At 73.1% G+C, this 25,213-nt stretch carries 18 protein-coding genes and 1 pseudogene; 12 read left to right on the top strand and 7 right to left on the bottom strand.

Annotation, left to right across the window (positions count from 1 at the left end; genetic code table 11):
- The first annotated feature begins 176 nt into the window (after window positions 1-176).
- The 5 genes from AB0B66_RS12450 to AB0B66_RS12430 all read left to right on the top strand — a co-directional run bounded on the left by AB0B66_RS12450 (window position 177) and on the right by AB0B66_RS12430 (window position 7,374).
- On the top strand, window positions 177-1,412 hold the full coding sequence (locus AB0B66_RS12450; RefSeq protein ID WP_360527293.1) for an exonuclease domain-containing protein: 1,236 nt from the start codon (window positions 177-179) through the stop codon (window positions 1,410-1,412).
- A 106-nt stretch (window positions 1,413-1,518) separates the two neighbouring features.
- Window positions 1,519-5,031 (top strand): ABC transporter ATP-binding protein, encoded by a 3,513-nt coding sequence (locus AB0B66_RS12445; RefSeq protein ID WP_360527290.1) that lies wholly within the window; start codon window positions 1,519-1,521, stop codon window positions 5,029-5,031.
- A 204-nt stretch (window positions 5,032-5,235) separates the two neighbouring features.
- Window positions 5,236-5,970: a lytic polysaccharide monooxygenase gene (locus AB0B66_RS12440; protein ID WP_360527287.1), complete on the top strand. Its 735-nt coding sequence runs from the start codon at window positions 5,236-5,238 to the stop codon at window positions 5,968-5,970.
- 96 nt (window positions 5,971-6,066) lie between these two features.
- Complete coding sequence (locus AB0B66_RS12435; protein ID WP_360527284.1) at window positions 6,067-6,663, top strand: DUF305 domain-containing protein; 597 nt, start codon at window positions 6,067-6,069, stop codon at window positions 6,661-6,663.
- Between the two features lie 105 nt (window positions 6,664-6,768).
- Entirely contained in the window at window positions 6,769-7,374 is a 606-nt protein-coding gene (locus tag AB0B66_RS12430; protein ID WP_360527281.1) for a hypothetical protein, read from the top strand.
- 6 nt (window positions 7,375-7,380) lie between these two features.
- On the opposite strand, the gene AB0B66_RS12425 is transcribed toward AB0B66_RS12430, so the two are convergent.
- The 3 genes from AB0B66_RS12425 to AB0B66_RS12415 all read right to left on the bottom strand — a co-directional run bounded on the left by AB0B66_RS12425 (window position 7,381) and on the right by AB0B66_RS12415 (window position 11,914).
- The gene (locus AB0B66_RS12425; RefSeq protein ID WP_360527278.1) at window positions 7,381-8,589 is read right to left on the bottom strand and encodes a PP2C family protein-serine/threonine phosphatase; all 1,209 of its coding nucleotides are present in this window, start codon (window positions 8,587-8,589) and stop codon (window positions 7,381-7,383) included.
- A 95-nt stretch (window positions 8,590-8,684) separates the two neighbouring features.
- Window positions 8,685-11,180, bottom strand: coding sequence for an ABC transporter permease (locus AB0B66_RS12420; RefSeq protein ID WP_360527275.1), 2,496 nt, complete (start codon window positions 11,178-11,180; stop codon window positions 8,685-8,687).
- Window positions 11,177-11,914 carry an ABC transporter ATP-binding protein gene (locus AB0B66_RS12415; protein ID WP_360527272.1) on the bottom strand — a complete coding sequence of 246 codons (738 nt, stop codon included), beginning with the start codon at window positions 11,912-11,914 and terminating at the stop codon, window positions 11,177-11,179. The genes AB0B66_RS12420 and AB0B66_RS12415 overlap by 4 nt, the downstream gene beginning before the upstream one ends.
- 109 nt (window positions 11,915-12,023) lie before the next feature.
- Between AB0B66_RS12415 and AB0B66_RS12410 the strand changes: the two genes are divergently transcribed.
- Complete coding sequence (locus AB0B66_RS12410) at window positions 12,024-13,235, top strand: histidine kinase (protein ID WP_360527269.1); 1,212 nt, start codon at window positions 12,024-12,026, stop codon at window positions 13,233-13,235.
- Entirely contained in the window at window positions 13,223-13,873 is a 651-nt protein-coding gene (locus AB0B66_RS12405) for a response regulator transcription factor (RefSeq protein ID WP_360527266.1), read from the top strand. The genes AB0B66_RS12410 and AB0B66_RS12405 overlap by 13 nt, the downstream gene beginning before the upstream one ends.
- Before the next feature lie 7 nt (window positions 13,874-13,880).
- On the opposite strand, the gene AB0B66_RS12400 is transcribed toward AB0B66_RS12405, so the two are convergent.
- Window positions 13,881-14,588: a carbon-nitrogen hydrolase family protein gene (locus AB0B66_RS12400; RefSeq protein WP_360527263.1), complete on the bottom strand. Its 708-nt coding sequence runs from the start codon at window positions 14,586-14,588 to the stop codon at window positions 13,881-13,883.
- Between the two features lie 328 nt (window positions 14,589-14,916).
- Between AB0B66_RS12400 and AB0B66_RS12395 the strand changes: the two genes are divergently transcribed.
- The 3 genes from AB0B66_RS12395 to AB0B66_RS12385 all read left to right on the top strand — a co-directional run bounded on the left by AB0B66_RS12395 (window position 14,917) and on the right by AB0B66_RS12385 (window position 18,870).
- Entirely contained in the window at window positions 14,917-16,776 is a 1,860-nt protein-coding gene (locus tag AB0B66_RS12395) for a Calx-beta domain-containing protein (RefSeq protein WP_360527260.1), read from the top strand.
- Window positions 16,777-16,943: 167 nt separating this feature from the next.
- Window positions 16,944-17,735: an META domain-containing protein gene (locus AB0B66_RS12390; RefSeq protein ID WP_360527257.1), complete on the top strand. Its 792-nt coding sequence runs from the start codon at window positions 16,944-16,946 to the stop codon at window positions 17,733-17,735.
- A gap of 268 nt (window positions 17,736-18,003) precedes the next feature.
- Window positions 18,004-18,870, top strand: a complete 867-nt coding sequence (locus AB0B66_RS12385; protein ID WP_360527255.1) for a hypothetical protein — start codon at window positions 18,004-18,006, stop codon at window positions 18,868-18,870.
- 133 nt (window positions 18,871-19,003) lie between these two features.
- Here AB0B66_RS12385 and AB0B66_RS12380 read toward each other — a convergent pair whose 3' ends face one another.
- The 3 genes from AB0B66_RS12380 to AB0B66_RS12370 form a co-directional block, all read right to left on the bottom strand.
- Window positions 19,004-20,653: an RICIN domain-containing protein gene (locus AB0B66_RS12380; protein ID WP_360527252.1), complete on the bottom strand. Its 1,650-nt coding sequence runs from the start codon at window positions 20,651-20,653 to the stop codon at window positions 19,004-19,006.
- Between the two features lie 144 nt (window positions 20,654-20,797).
- Window positions 20,798-21,463 (bottom strand): hypothetical protein, encoded by a 666-nt coding sequence (locus AB0B66_RS12375; protein WP_360527249.1) that lies wholly within the window; start codon window positions 21,461-21,463, stop codon window positions 20,798-20,800.
- Between the two features lie 96 nt (window positions 21,464-21,559).
- Window positions 21,560-23,173 (bottom strand): RecQ family ATP-dependent DNA helicase, encoded by a 1,614-nt coding sequence (locus AB0B66_RS12370; protein ID WP_360527246.1) that lies wholly within the window; start codon window positions 23,171-23,173, stop codon window positions 21,560-21,562.
- A gap of 226 nt (window positions 23,174-23,399) precedes the next feature.
- Here AB0B66_RS12370 and AB0B66_RS12365 point away from each other — a divergent pair.
- Together AB0B66_RS12365 and AB0B66_RS12360 are read left to right on the top strand one after the other, a co-directional pair.
- Window positions 23,400-24,719, top strand: a pseudogene (locus AB0B66_RS12365) (fibronectin type III domain-containing protein); the annotation flags it as partial.
- A gap of 15 nt (window positions 24,720-24,734) precedes the next feature.
- Entirely contained in the window at window positions 24,735-25,079 is a 345-nt protein-coding gene (locus tag AB0B66_RS12360) for a cellulose binding domain-containing protein (RefSeq protein WP_360528225.1), read from the top strand.
- Window positions 25,080-25,213: the final 134 nt, after the last annotated feature.

The raw sequence follows: 25,213 nt of genomic DNA, 5'->3' as shown, positions 1-25,213 counted from the left end.
CCGCGCCACCGCAACCGCCGACCCTGCGGATCGGCCGCTCCCCGAGCGACTCCACCGGATTCGTGGGCGCGTCGGTGCGCCCGGCGGAGCCGTGACCGCACCCGCAGGACATAGGGTGAGGTCCCCGGGAACGGGTCGTGATGGGACGGTCGGGCCGAGTCGGCGGAGGTGGCGGCATGTACGCGGTGATCGATGTGGAGACGACCGGGCTGCGCACGACCTGGCACGACCGGATCTGCGAGATCGCGATCGTGCACGTCGACGCGTCCGGCCGGATCACCGGTGACTGGTCCAGCCTGGTCAACCCGGAACGCGACCTCGGCCCGCAGCACGTGCACGGCATCACCGCCGCCGAGGCCCGCCGCGCCCCCGTCTTCGCCGACCTCGCCGGGCAGATCGGCGCGCTGCTGCGCGAACGGGTGATCGTGGCGCACAACCTCGCCTTCGACGCCGCGTTCCTGGTCGCCGAGTACTCCCGGCTCGGGCTGCAGGCCCCGGTCGGGCAGGAGTACGGCCTGTGCACCATGAACCTGGCCGCGCAGCTGCTGCCGTCGGCCGGGCGCAGCCTGCGCGACTGCTGCCAGGCGGCGGGCATCCCGCAGCAGCGGGCGCACAGCGCGCTCGACGACGCCCGCGCCGCCGCCGGGCTGCTCGCGCGCTACCTGCACCGGGTCGGCACGCCGCCGCCCTGGCAGCAGCTGGTGCTCGACGCGTCCACGCTGGCCTGGCCACCGCTGCCGCCGGCCGAGGCGCTGCCGGTGGTGCGCCGGCACCCGCACGAGACCGAGGAGCACTTCCTCAGCAGGCTCGTCGACCGGCTGCCCCGGGTGCCCGCGCCGCCGCAGGCCGACAGCTACCTGTCCCTGCTCGACCATGCCCTGCTCGACCGGCACGTGTCGGCGGTCGAGGCGGACGCGCTGGTCGAGGCCGCGCACGCGCTGGGACTCGACCGCGCCCAAGTGCTCGACCTGCACCGCCTCTACCTGGAGGCGCTGGCCGCGGAGGCGTTCGACGACGGCCGGGTGACCGAGATCGAGCGCGACGACCTGCACACCGTCGCCGCGCTGCTCGGCCTGGACCGCGATGATGTCGACCGTGCCCTCGACCCCGACGCGGGCGACCAGCAGCGCCGCACCACGCGGCCGCTGCCCGCGCCCGCGTTCCGGCTGCTGCCCGGCGACACCGTGGTGTTCACCGGGCAGACCGCCGAGTCACGGGAGCTGTGGGAGGAGCGGGCCCGCATCGCCGGACTGACCGTGGGCCGCACCGTCACCCGGACCACCCGGCTGCTGGTGGCCGCCGATCCCGACACCATGTCCGGCAAGGCCCGCCAGGCCCGCCGGCACCGCGTCCCGATCGTGCACCCCGGCGCGTTCCTGAGCATGCTCGTGGCGCTGCGCGTCGCGGAGTAGCCGACTGTGTTGATCACCACGTCCGCGCCGCCGTAATTGCGTTGAGCTCGGACGGGCCGCCTTGCATGCTGGTGACCAGATCAAACCAGCTGCAAGGGGCCGTGCCATGCGTCTGTTCCGTGACCTGTGGGCCACCTCGCCCCGCCGTACCTTGGCGGTGCTGGTGCTCATCGTCGCCGGCGCCGGCGCGGCCGCGCTGTCCGCGGCGCTGGCCGGCACCGTGTTGGTGAACCGGTCCGCCGTCGCCTTCGCCGCGCTGGCCACCGCACTGGCCGTGGTGGTGCTCAGCGACCTGACGCTCAGCCTGATCATGTCCAGGCTCACCGCCGACTGGGCGGCCGACGTGCGCCGCCGGCTGTGCCGGGTCGCATTCGGGCAGAGCCTGCCCGCGCTGGAGGGCACCCCGGTCGGCGAGTTGCTCGACCGCATCGACGGCGACGTGTACCAGGTGGGCTCGCAGCTGCGCGGCAGCGGCGTCCGGCTGGCCCAGTCCGCGGCGGTGGCCGTGCTGTCCGTGGTCACCGCGTTCGTGGTGTGGTGGCCCGCCGGACTGGCCATGCTGCTGCTGTCCGTGGTGCTCGGGTTCGGGCTGCGCCGCCCGACCGCGGCCATCGGCCCGGCCCGCATGCACGAGGAGGAGGCCTGGTCGGACCTGGCCGCCGTGCAGGAGGAGTCGGTGCACGGCCAGGACGACGTGCGCACCAGCCTGGGCCGCCCGTACGTGCTGCGCCTGTACGCTCAGCGCTCCGCCGAGGTGCTCAAACGCGGCCGCCGGGTGTGGGCGCTGTCGTCGAAGGTCAGCACCATCGCGGGCGGCGTCACCCGGGCGGGCATCGCCCTGCTGGTGCTCGGCGGGGTCTGGGCGCTGACCGCGGGTCACCTGGACGCGGCCCGGCTCACCGCCGCGTGGCTGCTGGCGCTGGCCTTCGGGGGCACCGTCGAGCAGGTCAGCCGGATGCTGCCCGAGCTGCAGCACGCGCTGGGCGCGTGGGCGCGGGTGCAGCTGCTGCGCGACACCCCGCAGGAGCCGGTCGGCGGCGGGACGCCCGCCACGGGCAACATCGAGGTACGGGGACTCACCTTCCACTACTCCGCCGACCGCCGCCGCCCCGCGCTGCGCGAGCTGGACCTGACCTTCGCGCCCGGCCGCTCGTACGCCCTGGTCGGCCGGACCGGCTCAGGCAAGTCGACGCTGGCCAAGGTGCTGACCCGGGCCGTGGACGTGCCCCGCGGCACGGTGTTCCTGGGCGGGGTGGACCTCAACGACCTGGACGTGGAGGCGCTGCGGCGCTGGATCGCGATCGTGCCGCAGCGCACCGAGATTCTGGCCGGCACGCTGGCGGAGAACATCGCGCTGTTCGACCCGGAACTGCTCGACGCGGCCGGACCGGCGATGGACGAGCTGGGACTGACGTCGTGGGTCGACTCCCTGCCCGACGGCTTGCGCACCAAGCTGGGCGAGGGTGGCCAGAAGCTGTCGGCGGGGCAGGAGCAACTGGTCGCGTTCGCGCGCATCCTGGTCCGCGACCCGCAGGTGGTGATCCTCGACGAGGCCACCGCCCGGATGGACCCGGTCACCGAGTCCCGGGTGCAGCACGCCGCCCAGCGCCTGCTGCGGGGCCGGATCGGCGTGGTCATCGCGCACCGGCTGTCCTCGGTCCGCGACTGCGACGAGGTCGTGGTGCTGGCCGACGGCCGGGTCGTGGAGGCGGGGCCGCTGTCGGAGTCGCAACGCTTCGCGCAACTGCTGGCCACCAGCAACAGCCCTGCCGACGGCGAGCTGGTCCTGGCGACCGCGTACGGGCTGGAGTCGGCCGGCGAGGGCGCGGCCGGCGACGGACCACAGGCTGTCCCGGCTCGCCCGAGCGGCAATGCCGGTGCCGGCACGGGCGCCGAGCTGGTCGCCCCGCCGAAGGCCGACCCGCCGCCGCTGCCCGCGCCGCAGCGGGTGCGCACCCTGCGCGAGATCTTCCGGCTGACCGTCAACGACTTCCGCTTCGGCCAGGTCTCGGTCGCGCTGTTCACCGTCATGGTGCTGTTCGGCCTGGACGGCACGGTGCTGCCGTGGCTGTGGGCCGACGTGGTCGACGGGGCGGGCAGCCCGTGGTGGCCGGCGGTCGGCATCGTCGCCGGGCTGGCCGTCACCACCCCGGCGGGCTACTTCGCGGGCCTGTGGTATCCGGAGTGGTGGGTCCGGCAGATGCTGCGGATCAACCTGCGCCTGGTGCACGGGCAGACCGGGCCGCGCCGGGTCAGCGCGCACACCCCGGCCGAGGTCGTCGCGCAGGGCGGCGACAACGAGCGGGTGGTCATGCTCGCCGACAACCTGGTCGACCAGTCCATCAGCATCGTGATGATCGTCGCGATGACCCTGGTGTCCGGCTCGATCGTGCCGGCGCTGTTCTTCACCGGCACGATGGTCGTCTCGGCGCTGGCCGCGACGGTCTTCGCGCCGGTGCTGAAGCGCTCGGCCGCGCACACCGTGGCGGCGCGGGCCGCGTTCGCCACGTTCCTGGTGTCGTCGCTGTCGTCGGCGCGCACGGTCAAACTGGCCGGCGCCACTCGGCCGGTGCTGGACCAGCTGGCCGGCCTCGACGCGGCGCGCAGCGAACGCCAGCGCCAGGAGATCGCCATGCAGGTGTGGGCGCGCTCGACGCCCTCGCTGCTGGCGGGCCTGCTGCCGATCGCGGTGTGGGCCCTGTTCATGGCCGGTGAGCTGGGCGCGGGCGCGACCCTGGTCGCCGTGTCGACGCTGGGCTCGGCCCGGTGGTTCGCCTGGACCACGGCGTCACTGGTGTCGCAGCTGCCCTCGGCGCGGGTGTGGACCAGGCGCACCGTGGCGATGGCCGGGGTGGGCGCGTACTCCGCGGCCGTGCCGGGCGTGGACCTGTCCGCGGGCACCGCCCCGGGGCCGGTGGCCGCGCCGCGCAACCCGCTGCACCGGTTGGAGCTGTCCAAGTTCGGCGCGGTGCACGAGGACGGCACGGTCGGCGTACGCGGTGTCGACCTCGCCGTGGAGCGCGGTGACCTGGTGCTGGTGGTCGGGCCGGTGGGCTCGGGCAAGTCGTCGCTGCTGCGGGCGCTGGCGGGCATCGTGCACCACGACGGCGCGCTGCTGTGGAACGGCGAGGCGGTCGGCGAGCCGGAGGTGTTCCTGCGTCCCAACCAGGTCGGGTACGTGGCCCAGCTGCCGCGGGTGCTGTCGGGCACGGTCGGCGACAACATCCGGCTCGGCCACGACGTCGACGCCGCGCAGGCGGTGGCGACGGCGCAGCTGGAGCACGACCTGGCGGCGGCGGGCAGCGGCATGGAGCTGCTCATCGGGCACAAGGGCACCCGGCTGTCCGGCGGTCAGCTACAGCGGCTGGCGCTGGCGCGGGCCCTGGCGCCGGGCACCGAGCTGCTGATCGCCGACGATGTGTCGTCCGCCCTGGACGTGACCACGGAGCTGGCCCTGTGGCAGGCGTTGCGGGCGCACGGGGTGACCGTGGTCGGCTCGACGTCGAAGCGGGCGGCGCTGGTGCAGGCCGACCGGGTCGTCGTGCTGATCAACGGCGAGGCGGTCGCGCAGGGCTCGTGGGACGAGCTGGAGGCGGGCTGGGGCCACCTGGCCGGTTGAGCGTGCGGCGCGAGAAGCCCCGGCCGGTCTGGCCGGGGCTTCTCGCATGTCAGGCACGTGCCAACTTGAACGCAATCTCAGTTAAGCGTATTTACAGTTAGGACTGTTTCTTTTATGTTTTCGTGAACGAGTGTCGATGTCTCCTCTCACGACACCGGCACTCGTCCCACCGGTCGATCCATCCCGCACAGAAGCGGAGGAGCCGTGAGAAAACGGATCGTCCTACCTGTCCTGTCCATCCTCACGATCGTGGCATCCGGCATGATCGCCAACCCGGCGAGCGCGCACGGATACATCTCGTCCCCACCCAGCCGCCAGGCCAACTGCGCCCAGGGACGGGTCGCCAACTGCGGCGACATCGTCTGGGAGCCGCAGAGCGTCGAAGCCCCCAAGGGCTCGATGCAGTGCAACGGCGGCGGCAGCCGGTTCGCGGTGCTCAACGACAACAGCAAGAACTGGCCCGCGGCCTCGGTCGGCAACAACGTCACGTTCAACTGGGTGCTCACCGCCCGCCACCGCACCAGCACCTGGGAGTACTTCGTCGGGAGCACCCGCATCGCGGTGGTCAACGACAACGGCGCCCAGCCCGGCGCGACGGTCTCGCACAACGTCAGCCTCGGCGGACGCACCGGCCGGATCCTCGTGCTGGCCCGGTGGAACATCTACGACACCGCGATGGCGTTCTACTCCTGCGTCGACCTGCAGGTAGGCGGCGGCGGCGGCGGCAACCCGACGCCACCTCCGACGTCGCCGTCACCGAACCCGCCGCAGTCCCCGCCGCCGACCAACCCTGGTGGCGGCACCTGGGCCGCGGGCACCGCGTACGCCGTCGGCGCGACCGTGACCTACGGCGGGCTCAGCTACCGCTGCCTGCAGGCGCACACCGCGCTCGCCGGCTGGGAGCCGCCCAACACGCCTGCCCTCTGGCAGCGCATCTAGTCCCACCGCACCCGGTCCGCGGCTCACCCGAGCCGCGGACCGGCCACCCGAGCCGGGCCCGCCGCTCCGCCCGGCGTCCACGAGGAGCCCTCGCCGATGAAGCGCTTCGTCCTGCTCGCCGTCACGCTGGCGACCCTGGCCGCCTGCGACGCGCCACCCGGGGTCACCGCCGCCCCGTCGTTCGCGCCGCCGTCGGGCTCACCGCCGCCGCCGGTCTCCGAGTCGGGCGGGCACAACGCCACCGATGTGATGTTCCTGCAGATGATGGCCGCGCAGTACGGCCCGTCCGCCGAGCTGCTCAAACTCGCCGCCGGACGAAGTACGAACACGAAGGTGCGCGAGCTGGCCGCGGCGATGGACGTGACGCAGGCCGACGAACTGTCCAAGGTGCAGGGCTGGCTGCGCGGCTGGGGCGAGTCGCCCACCCCCGCCACCGACCCGAGCCTGCACGCCGGGCACGGCGGGCTGCCCGCGACCGGGCCCGACGAGGTCAAGGCGCTGCGCGACGCCTCCGCCGCCGAGTTCGACAAGGTCTTCCTCAACCTGCTGATCGGCCACCAGCACCAGGCCGTCGAGTACGCCCGGATGGAGCTGACCTCGGGCGTCAACCCGCAGGTGCTGGAGTTCGCGACGCGCGTCGACCAGTCCCGCACCGCCCAGGTGACCATGATGCTCGGCATGGTCTCCGGCTGACCCGCCCACCGCTCGTTCGTGGACACACGCGCAGGTCCTCGGCGGGCCCGCGGATCGTGCGATGATCGGGCACCGTCACCGCCGGGACCGACGCCGAGGAGCATCGTGCAGACACTCATCCCCGCCGCCTGGGCCGCCGCCGGACACGGCATCCCGAGCGTGTGCAGCAGGCACGGACTGCCCGCCACGCTGCGGGCCCGCACGAGGTTCGAGTCGGCCCCGGCCGGGTGGACGTACGCGCTGATCCCGTTGGGGCTGCTCGCCTTCATCATCGTGCGCGCCGTCACGCGCCATGTCGTCGACGCGCCCGTGTGGCACTACTGCGACCGGTGCCGCAGCCGGCGTCGGCAGCAGCGGGTGGGCTTCGGGCTGCTCACGGCCGGCGGCTTCGCGATCCCGGTGGCCGCGATCGCGACGGAGGCCGATGGTCCGGTCGCTTCGCTGCTGACGGCCACGGCGCTGATCGCCCTGATCGTCGGTTACGTCGGACTGGTCCGCGCCCGCTGGGAGGTCATCGCGCAGGCGCGCGTGACCCGGGACGGGCAGTGGATCGCCGTACGCGATCCGGCTCCCGAGTTCGACGCGGAGTTCACCGCCACGATGTCCGCCGCGGTGACCGGCGCGCAGCAGTACGCGCCGGCGGCGGCGCCCGCCGCACGGCCCGCCGTCACGGCCGCTCCCGGGAGCGCGGGCTGGTCCTCACCGCGCTGAGCCGGGTCAGGGCAGCACCCGGCGGGCCGCTTCGGCCGACCATTCGACCAGCATCAGCGTCGCGTCGTCGCGGGGCGGGCCGTCCCGGAAGTCGGCGACCCGGTGGGCCAGGCCGCGCAGCGTCTCCGGGGCGGGCAGCCGGGCCTGCGCCGCCCGCTCGGTGAGGTCGGCGAGCCGCTCGACGCCGAACATCTGCCCGCGCCGGTCGCACGCCTCGACGATGCCGTCCGTGTACAGCAGCAGCCGGTCCCCGGGCTCCAGCATCTCCTCGGCGACCTCGATCGAGCTGTCGTCCAGTCCCAGCGGCAACCGGCGGCCACCGGTCAGCTCCCGGACCGCCCGCCCGCGCCGCAGCAGCAGCGGGGCCGGATGACCGGCGCTGATGAAGCGCAGCCGCCCCGTGTCGGTGTGCAACTCGCACAGCAGCCCGGTGACGTAGGCGGTGTCGGGGAACTGGTCCCGCAGCGCGTCCTCGACCGAGCGCGCGATCGCGTGCAGGCCGCCGTCGGCGCGCCGCGCCGCCCGGATGGCCGCCAGCGTGGTCACCGTCATGACGGCCGCGTTCAGGCCACGGCCCATCCCGTCGAGTACGCAGAACGACGCGACCTCGCCGTCCAGCGCGTAGTCGAAGGCGTCCCCGCCGATGTCGTAGTGCGGCTCCAGCACCGCGCTGAGCACGAGCCGGTCGGACGTGAAGGTCAGCGGGGGCAGCGTCGACAGCAGCAGCTCGCCCGCCACCGACATGGGCCGGGTCCGCCGGACCTGCTGCAGCGAGTCGCCGTACGGCATCTTCACCGCCAGCAGGTGCCCGACCAGGCCCACATAGCTCTCGCACCAGTCCTGCAGCGCCTCGATGTCGCAGTCGTCGCGGCGCAGCACGATCTCCACCACGCCGAGCCGCTCGGTGCCGTCCACCAGCGGAACCCACAGCCGGCTGCCCGCACCGTCGCCCACCCGCTGGGTGTCCACGCTGGTGAAGGCACGTCCGGCGAGGGTGTTCTCGACGCCGAGCGGGTCGGCCGGCGTCTTGCCGTGTTCGGTCAGCGGGTGCAGGTGGCGCTGCTCCTCGTCGACCAGGTAACACGTGGTCTCCATGCCCAGCGGGCGCAGCGCCGCACTGACGCACTCGGCGACCTGATCGTCCTGCGCCTGCTGGGTCAGGTGCAGGAGATCGAGGAGCGCCGCGTGCCACGGGTCGTACGTCACCTGGGTCATCCGTGCACCTCGCCGTCCCTCGCGAGCACGGTCGGCGCGGGCACGTCACCGTCGCACCCCCGTGCATCCACTGACGTGCCCCGCCGACCGCCTGCTCAAACGCTCGCGGCAGGCCCGGCCTCCCGCCGGGAACCGAGGGCGGGCAGCATCGCCGCGGCCACGGCCAGCACCAGGCAGACGCCGACGGTCGCGGCGAGGGTGCCCCACGGGATCACCATGGGCACCGCGACGCCGAGCTGCACGCTCAGCCCGCGGGCGAGCGCCGCCAGCGCGGCCACGGCCACCGCCAGCCCCAGCAGCACACCGGTGACCACCACGGCCGCGGTCTCAGCGGCCAGCAGGCCCAGCACCTGAGCCCTGGTCGCTCCGGACAGCTTCAGCACCCGCAGGTCCCCGGTCCGGCCGGTGGTGGACATGAGCATCGTGTTCACCACCGCCAGCAGCGCGAACCCGGCCGACACCCCGATCAGCAGCGCGGTGAACACCCATACCAGCCGGTCGTCCTCGTCCTGACCGCTCGCCGCGTATGCCGCGGCGCTCAGTGGGCGCGCGCCCAGACCGGCGGCAGCCGGCACCAGCCGTTCGGAGTAGACGACGGGGGTCAGCGCCGAGGGGTCCATCGCGCGCGTCGCCGTGCGGTCGATCAGGATGCCTGCCGGCAGCGGGCCACCTGCGAGCACTGCGACCACCTCCAGCGTGATCGGTCGGCCGTCCGGGCCGAACAGCGGATGCCTGCTGCCCACGGCCCACCCCGCCGAGGTGGCGAACCCCTGCGCCACGGCCGCGGGAATCACCTGACCGCCCGACGTCGGTCGGTCAGACCCGGTCGGCAGGATCGCGACAGCCTGCTCCCCGATCTCCGCGGACAGCGGAGCAGCAGGTGCCGTCGACGGTTGGTGCAGGGCAGTCAGATCACCTTCGAGCACGGCCAGCACCGCGTGCTCGGCCGGGGTGACGCCCGCGGCGGGCAGTGGCTCGAAGCCGTCGTACAGGGTGGTGGGCAGGGCGGACAGGCCGCCCGCGGCCGCGACGGCGGCGTCGGACAGGCCCGGCGTGCCGTCGGGCACGACCACGGCGGTGGCGTCCGCGGCGGTGACCCGGTTCAGCCCGTAGTACGCGGTGGTGGTCTGCACCATCCCGCCGATCAGGACGGTGAACGCCACGCAGAGCAGCACCGGCGCGGCGGCCGAGGCCGAGCGCCGGGCCGCGGTCGCGACGTGCTGGCGCACCAGCAGCACGGTCGCGCCCCGGCCGCCCGCGAACGGCGCGGTCAGCAGCCGCACCGCCCCCGGCAGCAGCAGCGGAGCGAGCAAGCTGCCCGCGACGACCAGCAGCATCGCCGCGTACAGGGCGTAGGAGCCCAGGTCGGCCCCGGACGCCCGGGTCGCCGCCACCCCGGCCGCGACCGCGCCGGCCAGCGCCACCGCACCCGCGAGCAGCCGTACCCGGCTCACCGGCCGGTCGTCGACCGCGGCCTCTCGCAGCGCCGCCAGCGGGCCCACCCGCGCCGCGCGCCGGGCCGCCGACCAGGCTCCCGCGAGCGCCACCAGCACCCCGGCGGCCAGCGCCGCAACGGGGACGACCGGCTGGTACAGCACGGTGAACGACGCAGGCTCGAACCCGGTGCGCACCAGCCAGCCCGCCACCGGCCCGGCGGCCAGCAGGCCCGCCGGAACTCCGATAGCACCGCCGAGCAGGCCGAGCAGCAGCACCTCGCCGAGCACCCAGCCCCGCACCTGCCGGGGCACCGCGCCGAGCAGCCGCAGCAGCCCCAGCTCGCGGTGCCGCTGGCGGGTCGCGAAGGCGAACGTCGACGCCACGATGAACACCGACACGAACGTGCCCAGCGCGGCCAGGGCCGACAGCACCTGCAGGCCGATCCACCGGATGCGGGCATCGCCTACCGGCTCCAGCGCGCCGCGCGCGTCCCCCGTCAGCACCACGCCGTCCGCGCCGATCACCTCCGTCGCCGCAGCGGCGACCGCGGCGATGTCAGCGTCCGCGCCGGTCAGCAGGCCGATCACAGGCACTCCGCCGCCCGCACCCGCTGCCGGGTCGCCCACCCAGATCCCGGGGCCGCTGACGGTGCCCGTGACCGTGAACGGCTGCGGTCCGGCCGCCGTGAGCAGCTCCACCCGCACACCGGGCGGCAGTCCGAGGTCCTCGCCGAGCGCGACCTCACCGGCGGCGGCCGGCGCGCGGCCCGCCGCGAGTCGGTAGCCGCCGAGGACTGCCGAGGACCAGTTATAGGCTTCGTGCTCCCCCGCGACGGGTGCGCCGTCGCGCAGGAGCTGGGCGTAGAAGCGGTGCGCCGGCACCGCTGCGGCCACGCCGGGCACGGCGGCCAGCCGGGCGGTCAGCGCCGCGACCTGCTCCTGCGGCCAGGGGCGCGGTTCGGTGAACGCCTCCGGGTTGCTCGGCGGCACCGGGCGGATCAGCACAGGGCTCGCCGCGTACCGGTCCGGGGTGACCGGGCGGGCCGAGCCGAGCAGCAGGCCGCAGATGGTGAGCACGGCGACCGCGACGGCGAGCGTCAGTAGCGTGCCGAGCAGGCTGCGGCGGCGTTCCCGCAGCGAGGCGAGCGCGATCATGCGGCCACCGCCCCGCGGGCCAGCCGGGCGGCGATGCGCGCCGGGTCCGCGCCGGTGATCTCGTCGACCAGCCGCCCGTCGGCGAGCACCAGCACCCGGTCGGCGGCCGCGGCGGCCACCGGGTCGTGGGTCACCATCACCACGGTCTGCCCGTGCTCGTCGACCAGCCGCCGCAGCGCGGCCAGCACCACCGCCGACGACGTGCTGTCCAGCGCCCCGGTGGGCTCGTCGGCGAACAGCACGGCCGGCCGGGTGATCAGCGCACGGGCGATGGCGACCCGCTGCTGCTCGCCGCCGGACAGCTGCGCCGGGTAGTGCCCGGCCCGCTCGGCAAGACCCACTTCGGCAAGCGCCTGCGTGATCGCCGCGGCCTGGGGTGCGCGGCGGGCCAGCCGCAGCGGCAGCGCCGTGTTCTGCGCCGCGGTCAGCGCGCCGACCAGGTTGTACGCCTGGAACACGAACCCGATCCGGTCCCGCCGCAGCAGCGTGCGGGCGTGCTCGGACAGCCCGGCCAGGTCGACTCCGTCGACGGTGATCTGCCCGCCGTCGACGGTGTCGAGCCCGGCCGCGCACTGCAGCAGCGTGGACTTGCCGGAGCCGGACGCGCCCATGACCGCGGTGAAGCTGCCCCGGGCGAACTCCGCGCTCACCCCGTCGAGGGCGGTGACCGTGTTCGCGGCTGTGCCGTACGTCTTGCGGACCGCGTGCAGGCGGACCGTCGCCGTTGATGTCATACGACCAACCCCACCCGAACACAGGGCCGGGCGCACTGGTGCGACAGCGATGATCGGGACTAGTCCCAGCACTACTGTGCCGGGTATCGGTGCGGGTTAGGGTCGGGCGGTGACTCCTCGCACCGCCCTGTCCGCCGCCGCGACCCCGCCGTGGCGGCTGGCGCGTTCGAGCTGGCCGTGGCGGTCCCTGCTCTACCTGGCCGCGGGCCTGGTCCCGGCCGGGCTGCCCCTGGCGCTGCTGGCCGGGATCGAGCTGCTCCGCCCGGCGCGCACCGCGCTCATCCTGCTGCTGGTGGCCGCGCTGCTGATCGTCGTCGCCGCCGGGCCGCTGATCGCCGGGTTCGACCGGCGGCGGCTGCGCCTGGTCGACACCCGCCCGCTGCCCCCGCGCCCGCCGCTGCGGCTCCGCGAGCCCGGCACCTGGCGCGAGATCGGGTACGCCGTGCTGAGCGCCTGCGTGGCCTGGTGGCTCGACCTGGCCGTGGTGCTGCTGTCGCTGCTCCCGCCGCTGATGTTGATGTCGGCACCGCTGCAGCCGTCCGGGCCGGGCGCGGAACTGCCCGCCGATGCGTGGTTCACCGCGCTGCTGTGCGCGGCCGGGTTCATCATGCTGCCGTTCGCGGCGTACCCGATCACGGCCTGGGCCGGAGCACGGGCCGCCGTCGCCCGTGCGGTGCTCGCCTCTGAGGACAGCGACCTGGTCGAGGTGATGCGCTCCCGGCAGCGACTGGCCGCGGGCTTCGACGACGAACGCCGCCGCCTCGAACGGGACCTGCACGACGGCGCGCAGCAGCGGCTCGTCGCGCTGAGCGTCACGCTCGGCCTGGCCCGGCTGCAGGTCGCCGACGACCACACGGTCGCGCCGCTGCTCGACGACGCGAAGCAGCAGACCGCGGCGGCGCTGGCCGAACTGCGCGAGCTGATCCGCGGCGTACACCCGCAGATCCTCAGCGACCGCGGCCTGGCCGCCGCGATCCGCGACATCGCCGGGCGCTCTCCGGTGCCCGTCGACCTGGACCTGCGGCTGGACGGGCGGCTGCCCGCGCCGGTCGAGGCCACCGCCTACTTCGCGGTCAACGAGGCGCTGGCCAACCTGGCCCGGCACAGCAGCGCCGCCGGCGGCCGGGTGCGCGCCTGGACCCAGGACCGGCAGCTCGTGCTGGAGGTCCACGACGACGGCGCGGGCGGCGCCGACCCGGCCCGCGGCACCGGGCTGACCGGCCTGGCCGACCGGACGGCGGCCGTCGGCGGGCGGCTGCTGCTGGCCAGCCCGCCCGGCGGGCCGACGCTGCTGCGGGTGGAGCTGCCGTGCGAACGCTGAGAGTGGTGCTGGCCGAGGACTCCGTGCTGCTGCGCGAGGGCCTGACCAGCCTGCTGCGCCACTTCGGACACGAGGTCGTCGCCGCGGTCGGCGACGCCGACGCGCTGCGCGAGCAGGTGCCGCTGGTGCGGCCCGACATCGTCGTCACCGACGTGCGCATGCCGCCCGGCTTCAGCGACGAGGGGCTGCGGGCCGCGCTGGCGTTGCGGGCCGCGCTGCCGCACCTGCCGATCCTGGTGCTCAGCCAGTACGTCGAGCAGACCTACGCCGCGGAGCTGATCGACGCGGGCCGCTCGGCGGGCACGGGATACCTGCTCAAGGACCGGGTCGGCGAGGTCGCCGAGTTCGTCGGCGGGCTGGTCCGGGTCGCCGACGGGCACACCGTCATCGATCCCGAGGTGGTCCGCCAGCTGCTGGACCGCCGCCGCGGCCCGCTGCACCGGCTGACTCCGCGCGAGCGCGAGGTGCTCGGCCTGGTCGCGGAGGGCCGCTCCAACGCGGCGATCGCCCGCCGCCTGGTGGTCACCGAGGCCGCGGTGGCCAAGCACATCGCGGGCATCCTCGCCAAACTCGACCTGCCACCCGACGCCGACGACCACCGCCGCGTCCTGGCGGTGCTGGCCTACCTGCGCGGCTGACCGGGCGTCACGGCCGCAGGGTCGCGCGGGCGATCGCGCCCGGTTCCGCACCGGCCTCGGCCAGCGGCGTGCCGTCCGGGGACCAGATCGCCGAGCCGCCCGCAGCCTGGTCGAAGCCGCCGCCGGTGGAGCCGGCGAAGCTCGCCGTGGCGACCCAGACGCCCCGGTCGGCGGCGACGCGGCGGGCGCGTTCGGCGGGCACGTGCGCGTCGCGGACGTGGTCGAGCACGGACGCGACGTACACGTGCATGCCCAGCTCGGCGGTCGCGGCGTCGTGCTCGGCGAACCTGGTGTCGCGGCAGATCGCCAGGCCCAGCCGCCAGCCGTCGACCTCGACGACCGCCGGTCCGTCGCCGGGGCTGAACCGCTCCTCCGACTCGTGGACGTGCACCTTGCGGTACGCGACCCGGGCGCCGTCGCCGTCCACCGCCAGCGTCGCGATGTACGCGTGCCCGGCCGTGTCCCACACCGGCGCGCCGGCCAGCGCCAGCGTGCCGGTCTCGGCGCAGGCCTGGACAAGCGGGGCAAGGCGCGGATCGCCGGGTGTGATAGCCGGCGCGTCGAGCTGGTAGCCGGTCAACGACAGTTCCGGGAACACGACCACCCGGGCCTGGCCGGCCCGTACGGCGGCGGCGTGCTCGACCGCGTTGGCGGCCACATCGTACGCCACGGTCGGCGGCTGCGCCACCGCGATCATCAGCGGCCCGCGTCCCATCGGCACTCCCCGCTATCGAATAGCCGTCACACGTGCACCCGGCAGTCATTCACTTCACGTCACCGGGGTCGGGCCCAGCGTAGTCCGATCAGGTTACGCCGAACGGAGCGATCGACCGCCGTCACGCACTGCGGTCACGCTCACACGTGCAGTCACTTAGTCGGCCCGTACCGGATAGTCAAGCGTTGATGGGGTGGAGATTCATCGCTTTGACTCTAGGCACACCCAGCAGCCGCCCGCTCCGGCAACCGCCGGAGGCGGCAGGCTGCCCGAAAGGATGTGCCAGATGTTGCACCTGCACAGGCGGAAGGCTACCCACCGGTGGGGCGTGAACGCCCTGGCGGTGGCCGCCCTGGCGGCGTGGGGTCTGCTCTCCCAGCCGACGCCGCCGGCGCACGCCGCCGAACCCGGCGTCGAGCCGTCCGCCGTCACCCGCACCCTGCCGCCCGGCGGCACCGCCACGATCAGCAAGGTGGTGCACACCCCCACGGTGCCGCCGAAGCCCGACATCGTGTTCCTCGCCGACACCACCGGCAGCATGTTCAGCGCCATCAACAACGTGAAGACCAATGCCGCCGACATCCTCGCCGCGGTCAGCGGCGCGCAGCCCGGCGCACAGTTCGCCGCCGCCAACTACAAGGACGTCGACGACACCCCGCCGTTCGCCGTGAACCAGGGGCTCACCGCCGACCAGGCCCTGGCCCAGGCGGGCATCAACGCGTGGAGCATCGGCGGCGGCGGGGACCTGCCCGAGGACGGCCTCAACGCCCTGTACGAACTCGCCACTGGCGCGGTCACGTTCCGCCCCGACGGCACCCGCATCGTCGTCATCTTCGGCGACGCGCCGTCGCACGAGCCGAGCCTGGGCCACACTCGCGCCCAGGTCATCTCCGCGCTCCAAGCCGCCGACGTACGCGTGGTCGCGGTCAACGTCGGCGCGGGCGGCCTGAACCAGAACGGCCAGATCCAGGCCGTCACGGACGCCACCGGCGGCGTGTTCCTGGACAACGTGCCGCCCAACCAGGTCGCCGACGCGATCCTGGCGGGCATCCAGGCCATCGAGGTGACGGTGACCCACAGCGTGGACTGCGACGGCGCGCTGTCGCTGGCGCTGTCCCCCGCCTCGCGCACGGTGACCAGCGGCGACGACGCGGCGTTCAGCGAGACCGTCGAGGTTGACGGCGGCGCGGCCCCGGGCACGTACCACTGCGAGGTCGACTTCCTCATCGACGGGACCAGCCGCGGCTACGTGCAGACCCTGACCGTGCACGTGCCGGGCCTGAGCGTGTACGACGTGCAGGTCAACGAGGGCGCGGGCACGGTCGACTTCACCGTCACCCTGTCCGTGCCCGCCCCGTTCCCGGTGAGCGTCAGCTACGCGACCACGGCCGGCAGCGCCGGTGCGGCCGACTTCACCGCCAAGAGCGGCGTGCTCAACTTCTCCCCGAACGAGACCCTCAAGACGGTCACCGTGCCGATCGCCGACGACGCCGTCGACGAGCTGAACGAGACCTTCAAGCTCGGCCTCAGCTCACCCAGCGGCGCGGGCCTGACCGACCCGTCCGGTGAGGCGACCATCGTGGACAACGACCGCGACGGCGTCTTCACCTGCTCCGCCACCGCCCTGAACCTGGCCGGCCAGCTCGCCGCCCAGGCCAACCCGGCCAACTCGCCGTGCGTGGACGCCACCGCGGCCGGCCCCGACAACACCTTCAACGCCGGCCTGGTCACCGTCAAGACCACCGGCCTGTCCGCGAACACCGACCTGACCCCGAACAACCAGGGCACCGCACCCGCCGCCGGAGACAAGGCCGTGTCCACCTCGGCCGCCGGCTCCACGAAGATCACCGTCGCGGGCCTGGTCACCATCGAGGTCGGCTACATCAACGCGACCGCCTCGGCCACCTGCGCGACCGGCCCCGGTGGCCTCGTCCCGCAGTTCACCGGCTCATCCACCATCACCAACCTGAAGGTCAACGGCGCGACGGTGACGGTCGGCAGCGGCCCGCTCACCATCCCACTGGTAGTCGGCAGCCTGAAGCTCAACAGCACCACCACCACGGCCACCGGCGTCACCCAGCAGGCCCTCGTCCTCGACACCCTCCTCACCGACCTCGTCATCGGCGAGGCCAAGGCCGGCATCACCGGCACCCCCACCCACCCCACCGGCACCCCCTGCCGCGCCTAAGAGAAGGAAGGGCACCTTGTTATCGCTGTAGGTAGTGCAAGGTGCCCTTCCTAACTCTGCACCACCGGTGAGCTGCCAGGACGTTCGGCCGTTGCGGCGGTCCGGGCGTCCTGGCCGCCGTACGGAACCGCACGGGCCGCCCGGCGGTCGAAGGTAACGTGAAAACCGTGCGCGTAGTGCCGCTGCTGACTGTTCTGCTGCTCGCCGCGTGCGCGCAGCCCCTCGACGCGGGCGCGGACGGCCCGCCCGACGACGGCGCCGTCCTGGCCGGGCGGACCTTCCTGTCCACCGCCGTCGTCAAGGACGGCAAACCCTACGAGCTGTTCAAGGGCACCCGCATCCGGCTCACGCTGGACGACAAGGGCCATGTCGGGGCCACCGCGGGCTGCAACGGCATGGGCGGTGACGCCGACCTGTCCGGCGGCCGCCTGCGGATGACCGGCGACGTGAGCATGACCGACATGGGCTGCGACCCGAAACTGCACGAGCAGGACGAGCTGGTCTCCGGCTTCCTCCAGGCCGGGCCGCGCTGGGAGCTGGCCGGCGACAAGCTGACCCTGCGCACCGACACCATGGAGGTCACCCTGCTGGACCAGGAGTCCGCCGAGCCGGACCGGCCGCTGACCGGCGTGCGCTGGCAGGTCGACACCCTGCTCGACGGGCAGAGCGCCAGCTCGGTGCCCGTCGGCGCGACCGCCTGGCTCGAATTCGCCGACGGCAAGGTGCAGGGCAACACCGGCTGCAACACCCTCGGCGGCCCCGCCGTGCTCGCCGAGAAGACCATCGCCTTCGGTGACCTCTTCACCACAAGGATGGCCTGCGCCGACGAGGTCAACCGGCTCGAACGGGCCGTGCTGGAGACGCTCAAGGGCGACGTGGCCTGGGAGGTCACCGCGGACCGGCTGACCCTCACCGGCCCCGGCGGCCACGGACTGCAGCTGCGCGCCGCGCAGAAGTGACACCCGGCGGCGTGATCCGCCCGTGGCCGGCAGATCACGGCACCGCCACAACGCGATGAACCCGCGGCCGGGGCTGGGGTCCTCACCTCCGGCCGCGAGTGGCTCGCAAGCGCCGCACCACCGCCGCCGATCCGTCGGATCACCGACTTTGCGCAGGTCAGAAAGCCGTCGCTGTAATCATCACCACCGGCGCTGTGTGGAGAAGTCCACAAACGAATCCTGCTCGCGTTCATACGTTGGGGTCTCCCAACCGATACAGGAGACTTCGATGCAGGCACGAGCGACCCACCACCGGCTGACCCGCGCGGCGCTGGCCGCAGGTCTGGCGCTGAGCGCCCTCGCGGTGAGCCAGCTCGCACTGGCGGCACCGGCAGCGGCGGTTTCGGGGCTGACCCGCCAGACCGCCACCGGACCGAGCGACAGCCTCGCCAAGACGCAGAACAAGACCTGCCCCGCGGGCACCGTCGCGCTCGGCGGCGGCGGTGCGGTGTCCGGCGCGACCGGCCACATCGGCATGGACTTCATGCTGCCCGTGTCCGAGAACACCACCTGGTCGGTGACCGGGCGCGAGGACGAGAGCGGCACCGGGCTGCGCTGGTCGCTGTCCACCACCGTACTGTGCGCCCCCGCTCCGGCCGGCTACCAGGTGATCGCGGGCAGCTCCGCCTGGTCGTCGCCGTCCAGCAAGTCGCACCTGGTCAGCTGCCCGCTCGGCAAGGTCGCCCTCGGCGTGGGCGGCGCGGTCAGCGGCGCGTCGGTCAGCGAGCTGATCCTGGAGGACCTGCGGATCGACACCGGCAGCGTCACGGTGACCGGCGCGGAGGACGGCACCGGCTTCGCCGGCGACTGGCAGGTGCAGGCGCGGGCGATCTGCGCGGACCAGCCGGCGGGCTACGAGCGGCTGCTCGACGACAGCGCGTACAGCTCCAGCAGCACGCAGTCGGTGACGGTCACCTGCTCCGCGGGACGCAAGGTGCACGGGGTCGGCGCGGAGATCCTGGGCGGCGAGGGCCAGGTGCGGCTGACCGCCGCGCACGCCGTGTCGAGCACCTCGGTGACGGCGAGCGCGACCGAGGACGACAACGGCTTCAGCGGCAACTGGAAGGTGCGGGCGTTCGCGATCTGCGCGAGCTGAGCCCGCGGCCGGCGGGCCCCTGCCCCGAGACCCGCCGGCCGCGCCGATGACGCCCGGTCGCGGTGGTGCGGTTCCACCGCGGCCGGGCGTCCGACGGCCACCGGCACCGGGTGCCGGTGTCACCGGTGGTCTGTCAGGACACGACCCAGTTCTGGTTGGACTGCACCGGGCTGCCACAGGTCCAGATGATCATCTGGGTGCCGTTGGCGGTGCCCCAGCCGTCGGCGTCGAGGCACTTGCCCGACTGCGGGTTGACGATGGTGCCGTTGGCGTTGACCGTCCAGCGCTGCGCGCCGTTGCCCAGGCAGGTCCACAGCCGCACGATGGTGCCGTTGGCGGTCGCGCCGCCGGCCACGTCGAGGCACTTGCCGGAGTTCGGGTTGACCAGCGAGCCGTTGGACTCGACCCGCCACTTCTGCGCCGGGTTGTTCAGGCAGTCCCACAGCTGGATCTTCGTGCCGTCGGCGGTACGCCCACCGGACACGTCCAGGCAGCGGTTGGAGCCGACGCCCCGGATCGTGCGCTCCGGGTTGGTGCTGCCGGACCCGTTGACCCAGCGGGAGTTGCCGAGTTCGGCCAGGAAGCGGCTGCGGATCGTCGCGTCGGCCTGGATGCGCGAGTCGCCCCAGTAGCCGTTGGCGCAGCCCGGCTGGCCCGCCGGAGCGCCGTTGCACTGCCAGTTGGGCTGGGCGTCCCAGTTGGTGTTGATGTACGCCACGGCCCGGATCACGTCGGTGTTCGCCGCGATGTAGCCGAAGAAGTCGGCGTACCAGGTGTTCCAGATGGCGTCGGCGGTGGTGGCCTGCGGGCTCTTGTTGAAGATGCAGCTGCGGGTCTTCGCGCCGGTGGTGAAGCCCTGCGGCGACGCCTCGGCGATCATGACCGGCTTGCTGTGCCCGCGGGCGAAGTTCAGGATCCGGTCCTGCAGCGCGCGCGGCGAGGTCGCGGGCGTCTTGCAGGCCCACTGCACCTGGTTGTACGTCGCACCGTAGAACGCCGACAGCCCGACCCAGTCCACGTACGCGTCACCCGGATACCACACGTCGAAGTGGTTGGCCGCGGTGACGATGTAGTTGTACTCGGGGTTGATCGGGTGCTCGTCGAGCGGCCACGCGGCCGACTGCCACACCGTGGCGACCTTGCTCGCGCCGAGCGCGTCGATGCGGCCCTTGATGTAGCGGAACGCCTCCTTGTAGAAGTCGGCGTTGTAGCAGTTCCACGGGCCGTCGTACTCGTAGCCGATGCGCAGGAACACCTCCCGGCCGGTGTTCTTGAGCCAGTTCACCATCTCGTCGACCTTGGCCCGGTACGACGTGATCAGGTTGGGGTTGCCGGCGGTGACGTCGGCGTCGTTGCGGCCCATGATGGCGCGCAGCGGCTGGTTGCCGCAGCCGGAGGTGGCGTCCGACAGGTACAGGCCCACGGCGAGGGACGCACCGGGGTACTGGCTGAGCGTGGCCGGGAAGTCGTACACGCCCGAGCCGTAGTCGACCGGGCCGTAGAAGCCGCCCAGCGGGCCGGGCGTGCCGCCGAGGACCAGGTTCGTGTACAGGGTGACGCCGCCGGGCCGGGGCGCGGACGGCGTCGGGTCGAGCACGTCGCGCTTGTAGTCGGCCAGCGTGGTGGAGTCCTGGCCCATGAACAGCCGGACCTTGCCGTCGGCGGGCAGGTTGCGGCCGCTGACGGCGGCGTGCGCCGGGGGCGCGACCAGCATGGCGACGGCGGCGGCCGTGACGGCGAGGGCAGCCGTCAACCGCCCACGCCCAGCGAGGGAACGGGTCATCACTACTCCGATATGGTCGGTGGAGCCGTGCGGGTGCCCGACGCTAAACCCGTCCCCGAGCGGAGGTCTCTGGTTTTCGTAAATGTTTCGAAGCTCGCACGGTCCGATGTGCACAGCGTTCGCGCGCCGTCGCCGGCCCGGTTCTCAGCCGTGGCTCGGCTCGTCCCAGATGTGCGCGCCCTGCTCGGCGGAGCGGATGCCGTAGCGGTAGCGCATCAACCGGATCGTGGACTCGCCCGACTGCTCGACGGTGGGCAGCAGCAGCGTGACGACCCGCCAGGACCGCGGCGCCGCCGACCGCTCCCACGGCTCGGCGTCGAGCAGCGCCAGCAGCCGGTCCAGCTCCTCGCGCGCGCCGGGCGGCTCGCCCTTGTCCGGGTAGCTGAGCCGTTCCCGGATGCTGTGCTGTTCGAGCAGCTTGCGGGTGAAGCGGACCAAACCCCGCACCTGCCGGATCTGCCGCAGTTCGTTACGCGGCATGCGCCAGCCGTCGTCGATGAGCAGCAGGCTCGCGGCGATCCCGAGCAGCACCATGACCTTGGCGAACACGTCGGCCGCGAGGTCGGGCTCACCCGGCAGGCACAGGTACATCGCGCAGCCGCCCACGACGAGCGCCACGCCGAGCCAGGCCCGGCCGTGGGCTGGCGGCACCAGCCATTCGCCGTTCCCGGAGACGCGGACGGTGCGCCGCTCCGGCTGACGCCACCGGTGCAGCCAGATCTGATACTGCACCGTCATGCGCAGCGCCTGCCCGAGCACCACGGCGTAGCCGATGGTCAGGGCCGAGGCGATGACTCCGTCGAACAGCATCGCGGCCACCCTAACCGAGCCATGCGACATCGGTCGATGCCTCACCGTGGGGTTCCGCCGGGGCGCTCGCGGGCGAGGCCCCGGCGGGCAGCCGGGTCAGGCCGGGGTGAGCAGGTTGCGGGCGCGGACTGCCTTCAGCGACAGGGTACGGTAGCCGACCTCGTCGAACAGCACCGTGATCCGGTCGTTCTCCTCGCGCATGACCACGCCCGGTCCCCACTGCTCGTGGGTCACCCGCGACTGCACCGGGAACCCGGTGTCCACGTCGGACTGCGCGTCGGCGGTGCCCGCCGCGCACGTGTCGCAGTTGTGGCACGTGTCGACCAGGTCCTCGCCGAAGTAGCCGAGCAGGAACTGGCGGCGGCAGTCGTCGGTCTCGGCGTACCCCCGCATCATCTCGACCCGGGTCAGCTCGATGGTGCGCATCTGCGCCGCCTCGACCGCGGCCGCCGTGACCGCGTCGGCCAGCTCGCCGCCGGTCCACCGCACGCCCGCGCCGGTGGTGAGCACCGCTCCGGCCTCCTGCAGCAGGTTGATCGAGCGGGTGACCCGGGCGCGGGTGACGTCCAGCTCCTCCACCAGGTCGTCGATGCGCACCGGGCCGTCGGCGGCGAGCACGCCCGCGCCGACCCGGGTGAGCAGCTCCTCGTCGACGGTGCCGGAGGAGAAGAAGCGCGGCAGGCGCAGGTCCTCAGGCCGGAAGTAGAGCACCGCGGTCGCCGGGCCGGCGTCGCGGCCGGCCCGGCCGATCTGCTGGTAGTAGGAGTCCAGCGACTCGGCCGGTGCGGCGTGCACCACGAAGCGCACGTTCGGCTTGTCGATGCCCATCCCGAACGCCGACGTCGCGACGACCACGACCCGGTCGGAGGCGAGGAACGCGTCGTGCACCGCCGAGCGTTCGGAAGAGCTGAGACCCGCGTGGTACGCGTACGCCTCCTCGCCCGCCTCGCGCAGCGCGGCCGCGTACTCCTCGGTCTCGCCGCGGGTCTGCACGTAGAGCAGGCCCGGCGGGTCCAGCGCGATGATGCGTTCGATGATCTCGCGGCGCTTCTCCCGCTCGGTGATCTCGCGGGACACCTCCAGCCGAATGTTGGGCCGGTCGAAGCCCTTGACCAGCTGCACCGCGTCGCGCATGCGCAGCCGCTCGACGATGTCGGCGCGCACCGGCGGCGAGGCGGTGGCGGTCAGCGCCAGCACGGTCGGGTGGCCCAGCCGCTCGATGACCTCGCCGAGGCGCAGGTAGTCGGGCCGGAAGTCGTGGCCCCAGGAGGAGACGCAGTGCGCCTCGTCCACCACGAACAGCGACGGCTTGGCCTCCAGCAGCTGCTGCACGACCTCGTCCTTGGCCAGCTGCTCGGGCGCGAGGAACAGGAACTCGGCGTCACCGGCCTGGATCGCGTCGAACGCGGCCGCGTTGTCGCGGGCGCTGCGCGCGGAGTTGACCACGTGCGCGTCCGGCGCGCCCCGGTCGACGAGGTTCTTGACCTGGTCGCGCTGCAGCGCGATGAGCGGCGACACCACGATCGTCGGGCCGCCGACGACCAGCGCCGGGACCTGGTAGATGGCGGACTTGCCGGAGCCGGTCGGCGACACCACGATCGTGTCGCGGCCCGCGGTCACGTGGGCCATCGCCTCCTCCTGCGCCGGGCGCAGCGCCGTCCAGCCGTACACCTGTGCCGCGACCTCGCGCAGCCGCTGCAGATCTCCCACCGTCGTACCCCTCCCCAGACTCGAACCCGCATCCTCCCATCCGGTGCACGGGCGAACCGCAGCGGTCCGAAAGGTAACGAAACCTTGGCGCGCGTGTAACTTCCATGAAACTGATTACCGTCAATGGTTTTGTTTACAGGCAGTTCGACGATGGCCTATGGTGTCCGGTGGAAGCGCTCCCAGTCCTGGCACATCCCGATCTCTCCTCCCCTGCCCAAGGAGTGACATGCACGCCACGACGAGCAGAAAGCATCGCCTGACGACGATCGCCTCGGCCATCGCGCTGACCGTCGCCGCCACCGCCGTGAGCCTTCTCGCGGCGCAGCCCGCCCAGGCCGCCACCATCTGCGAGCAGTACGGCACCGTGGTCGCCGGCAGCTACGTGATCCAGAACAACCGGTGGGGCACCAGCGCCACCCAGTGCATCAACACCACCAGCAACGGGTTCAGCATCACCCAGCAGGACGGCGTCGGCAGCACCTCGGGTGCGCCGGTGTCCTACCCGTCCATCTTCCTGGGCTGCCACTACTCCAACTGCAGCCCCAGCTCCCCGCTGCCCAAGCAGCTCAGCACCATCGGCACCGCCAACAGCAGCATCAGCTACTCGTACCCCGGCAGCGGCACCTACAACGCCTCGTACGACATCTGGCTCAACGCCGACACCAACGTCTCCGGCGTCCAGGACACCGAGATCATGATCTGGTTCAACCGGCAGGGCAGCATCCAGCCCATCGGTTCCCAGACCGGCACCGCGAGCATCGCCGGGCGCAGCTGGGCCGTCTGGACCGGCAGCAACGGCGCCAACAACGTCGTGTCGTACCTGTTCACCGGGTCGATCATCAACTCGCTGAGCTTCGACGTGATGGACTTCGTCCGCGACACGTTCACCCGCGGCTCGCAGTACGGCAACAGCAACTGGTACCTGACCAGCGTCCAGGCCGGATTCGAGCCGTGGATCGGCGGCGTCGGCCTGACCGTGAACTCGTTCTCGGCGGGCGTCACCACCGGCGGCGGCACCCAGCCGCCCGGCACGCCAGGCACTCCGACCGCGTCGAACGTGGGCTCCAGCAGCGCGTCCCTGAGCTGGTCGGCCTCGTCGGGCACGGTGAACAGCTACCTGATCGAGCGCGCGACCGGCGCGAGCAGCACCAGCTTCAGCCAGGTCGGCACGTCGTCCTCCCCGTCGTTCACGGATTCGGGCCTGGCCGCCAACACCACCTACCGGTACCGCGTTCGGGCGTCGAACTCGGCGGGCACCTCCGGCTACTCCGGCATCGTCAACGTCACCACCACCGGCGGCGGCACGCAGGTCCCGGGCACGCCGGGCACCCCGACCGCGTCGAACGTCACCTCCAGCGGCGCGTCCCTGAGCTGGTCGGCGTCCTCCGGCACGGTCAGCAGCTACCTGATCGAGCGGGCCACCGGCGCGAGCAGCACCAGCTTCAGCCAGATCGGCACGACCAGCTCGACGTCGTTCACCGACTCCGGGCTCGCCGCGAACACCACGTACCGGTACCGCGTTCGGGCCTCGAACTCGGCGGGCACCTCCGGCTACTCCGGCATCGTCAACGTCACCACCACCGGTGGCGGCGGCGGGTCCGGCTGCACCACCACCGCGTCGGTGCAGAGCCAGTGGAACAACGGCTACGTCATGCAGGTGACGGTCACCAACACCGGGTCGGCCTCGATCAACGGGTGGTCGTCCACCGCGACGCTGCCGTCCGGCCACGCGCACACCGGCTCCTGGCCGCAGGCGGCCGTGGTCAGCGGCCAGAACGTGACCCAGACCAACCAGAACTGGAACGGCGCGCTCGCGCCGGGGCAGACCGCCTCGTGGGGCTTCCAGGCGAGCCGTCCCAACGGCAACACCGCCCTGCCGACCACGTTCTCCTGCACCGCCTCGTAACACCCTGCCGACGTGCGGCGGGGCCCCCCCACCCCCCCCCCGCGGCCCACCCACCCGCCCGCGGCGCCCCCGGGGCCCCTAGGGCGGGGTTTTGGGGGGCCGAGAAAAGTATTGGGTGGGGCCCCGGGGGCCCC

Origin of the sequence: Catellatospora sp. NPDC049111, from assembly GCF_040648615.1 — a bacterium.
GTDB lineage: Bacteria > Actinomycetota > Actinomycetes > Mycobacteriales > Micromonosporaceae > Catellatospora > Catellatospora aurea.
The sequence above is the reverse complement of the archived record's forward strand: the minus strand, read 5'-3'. Positions and strand labels throughout refer to the sequence as shown.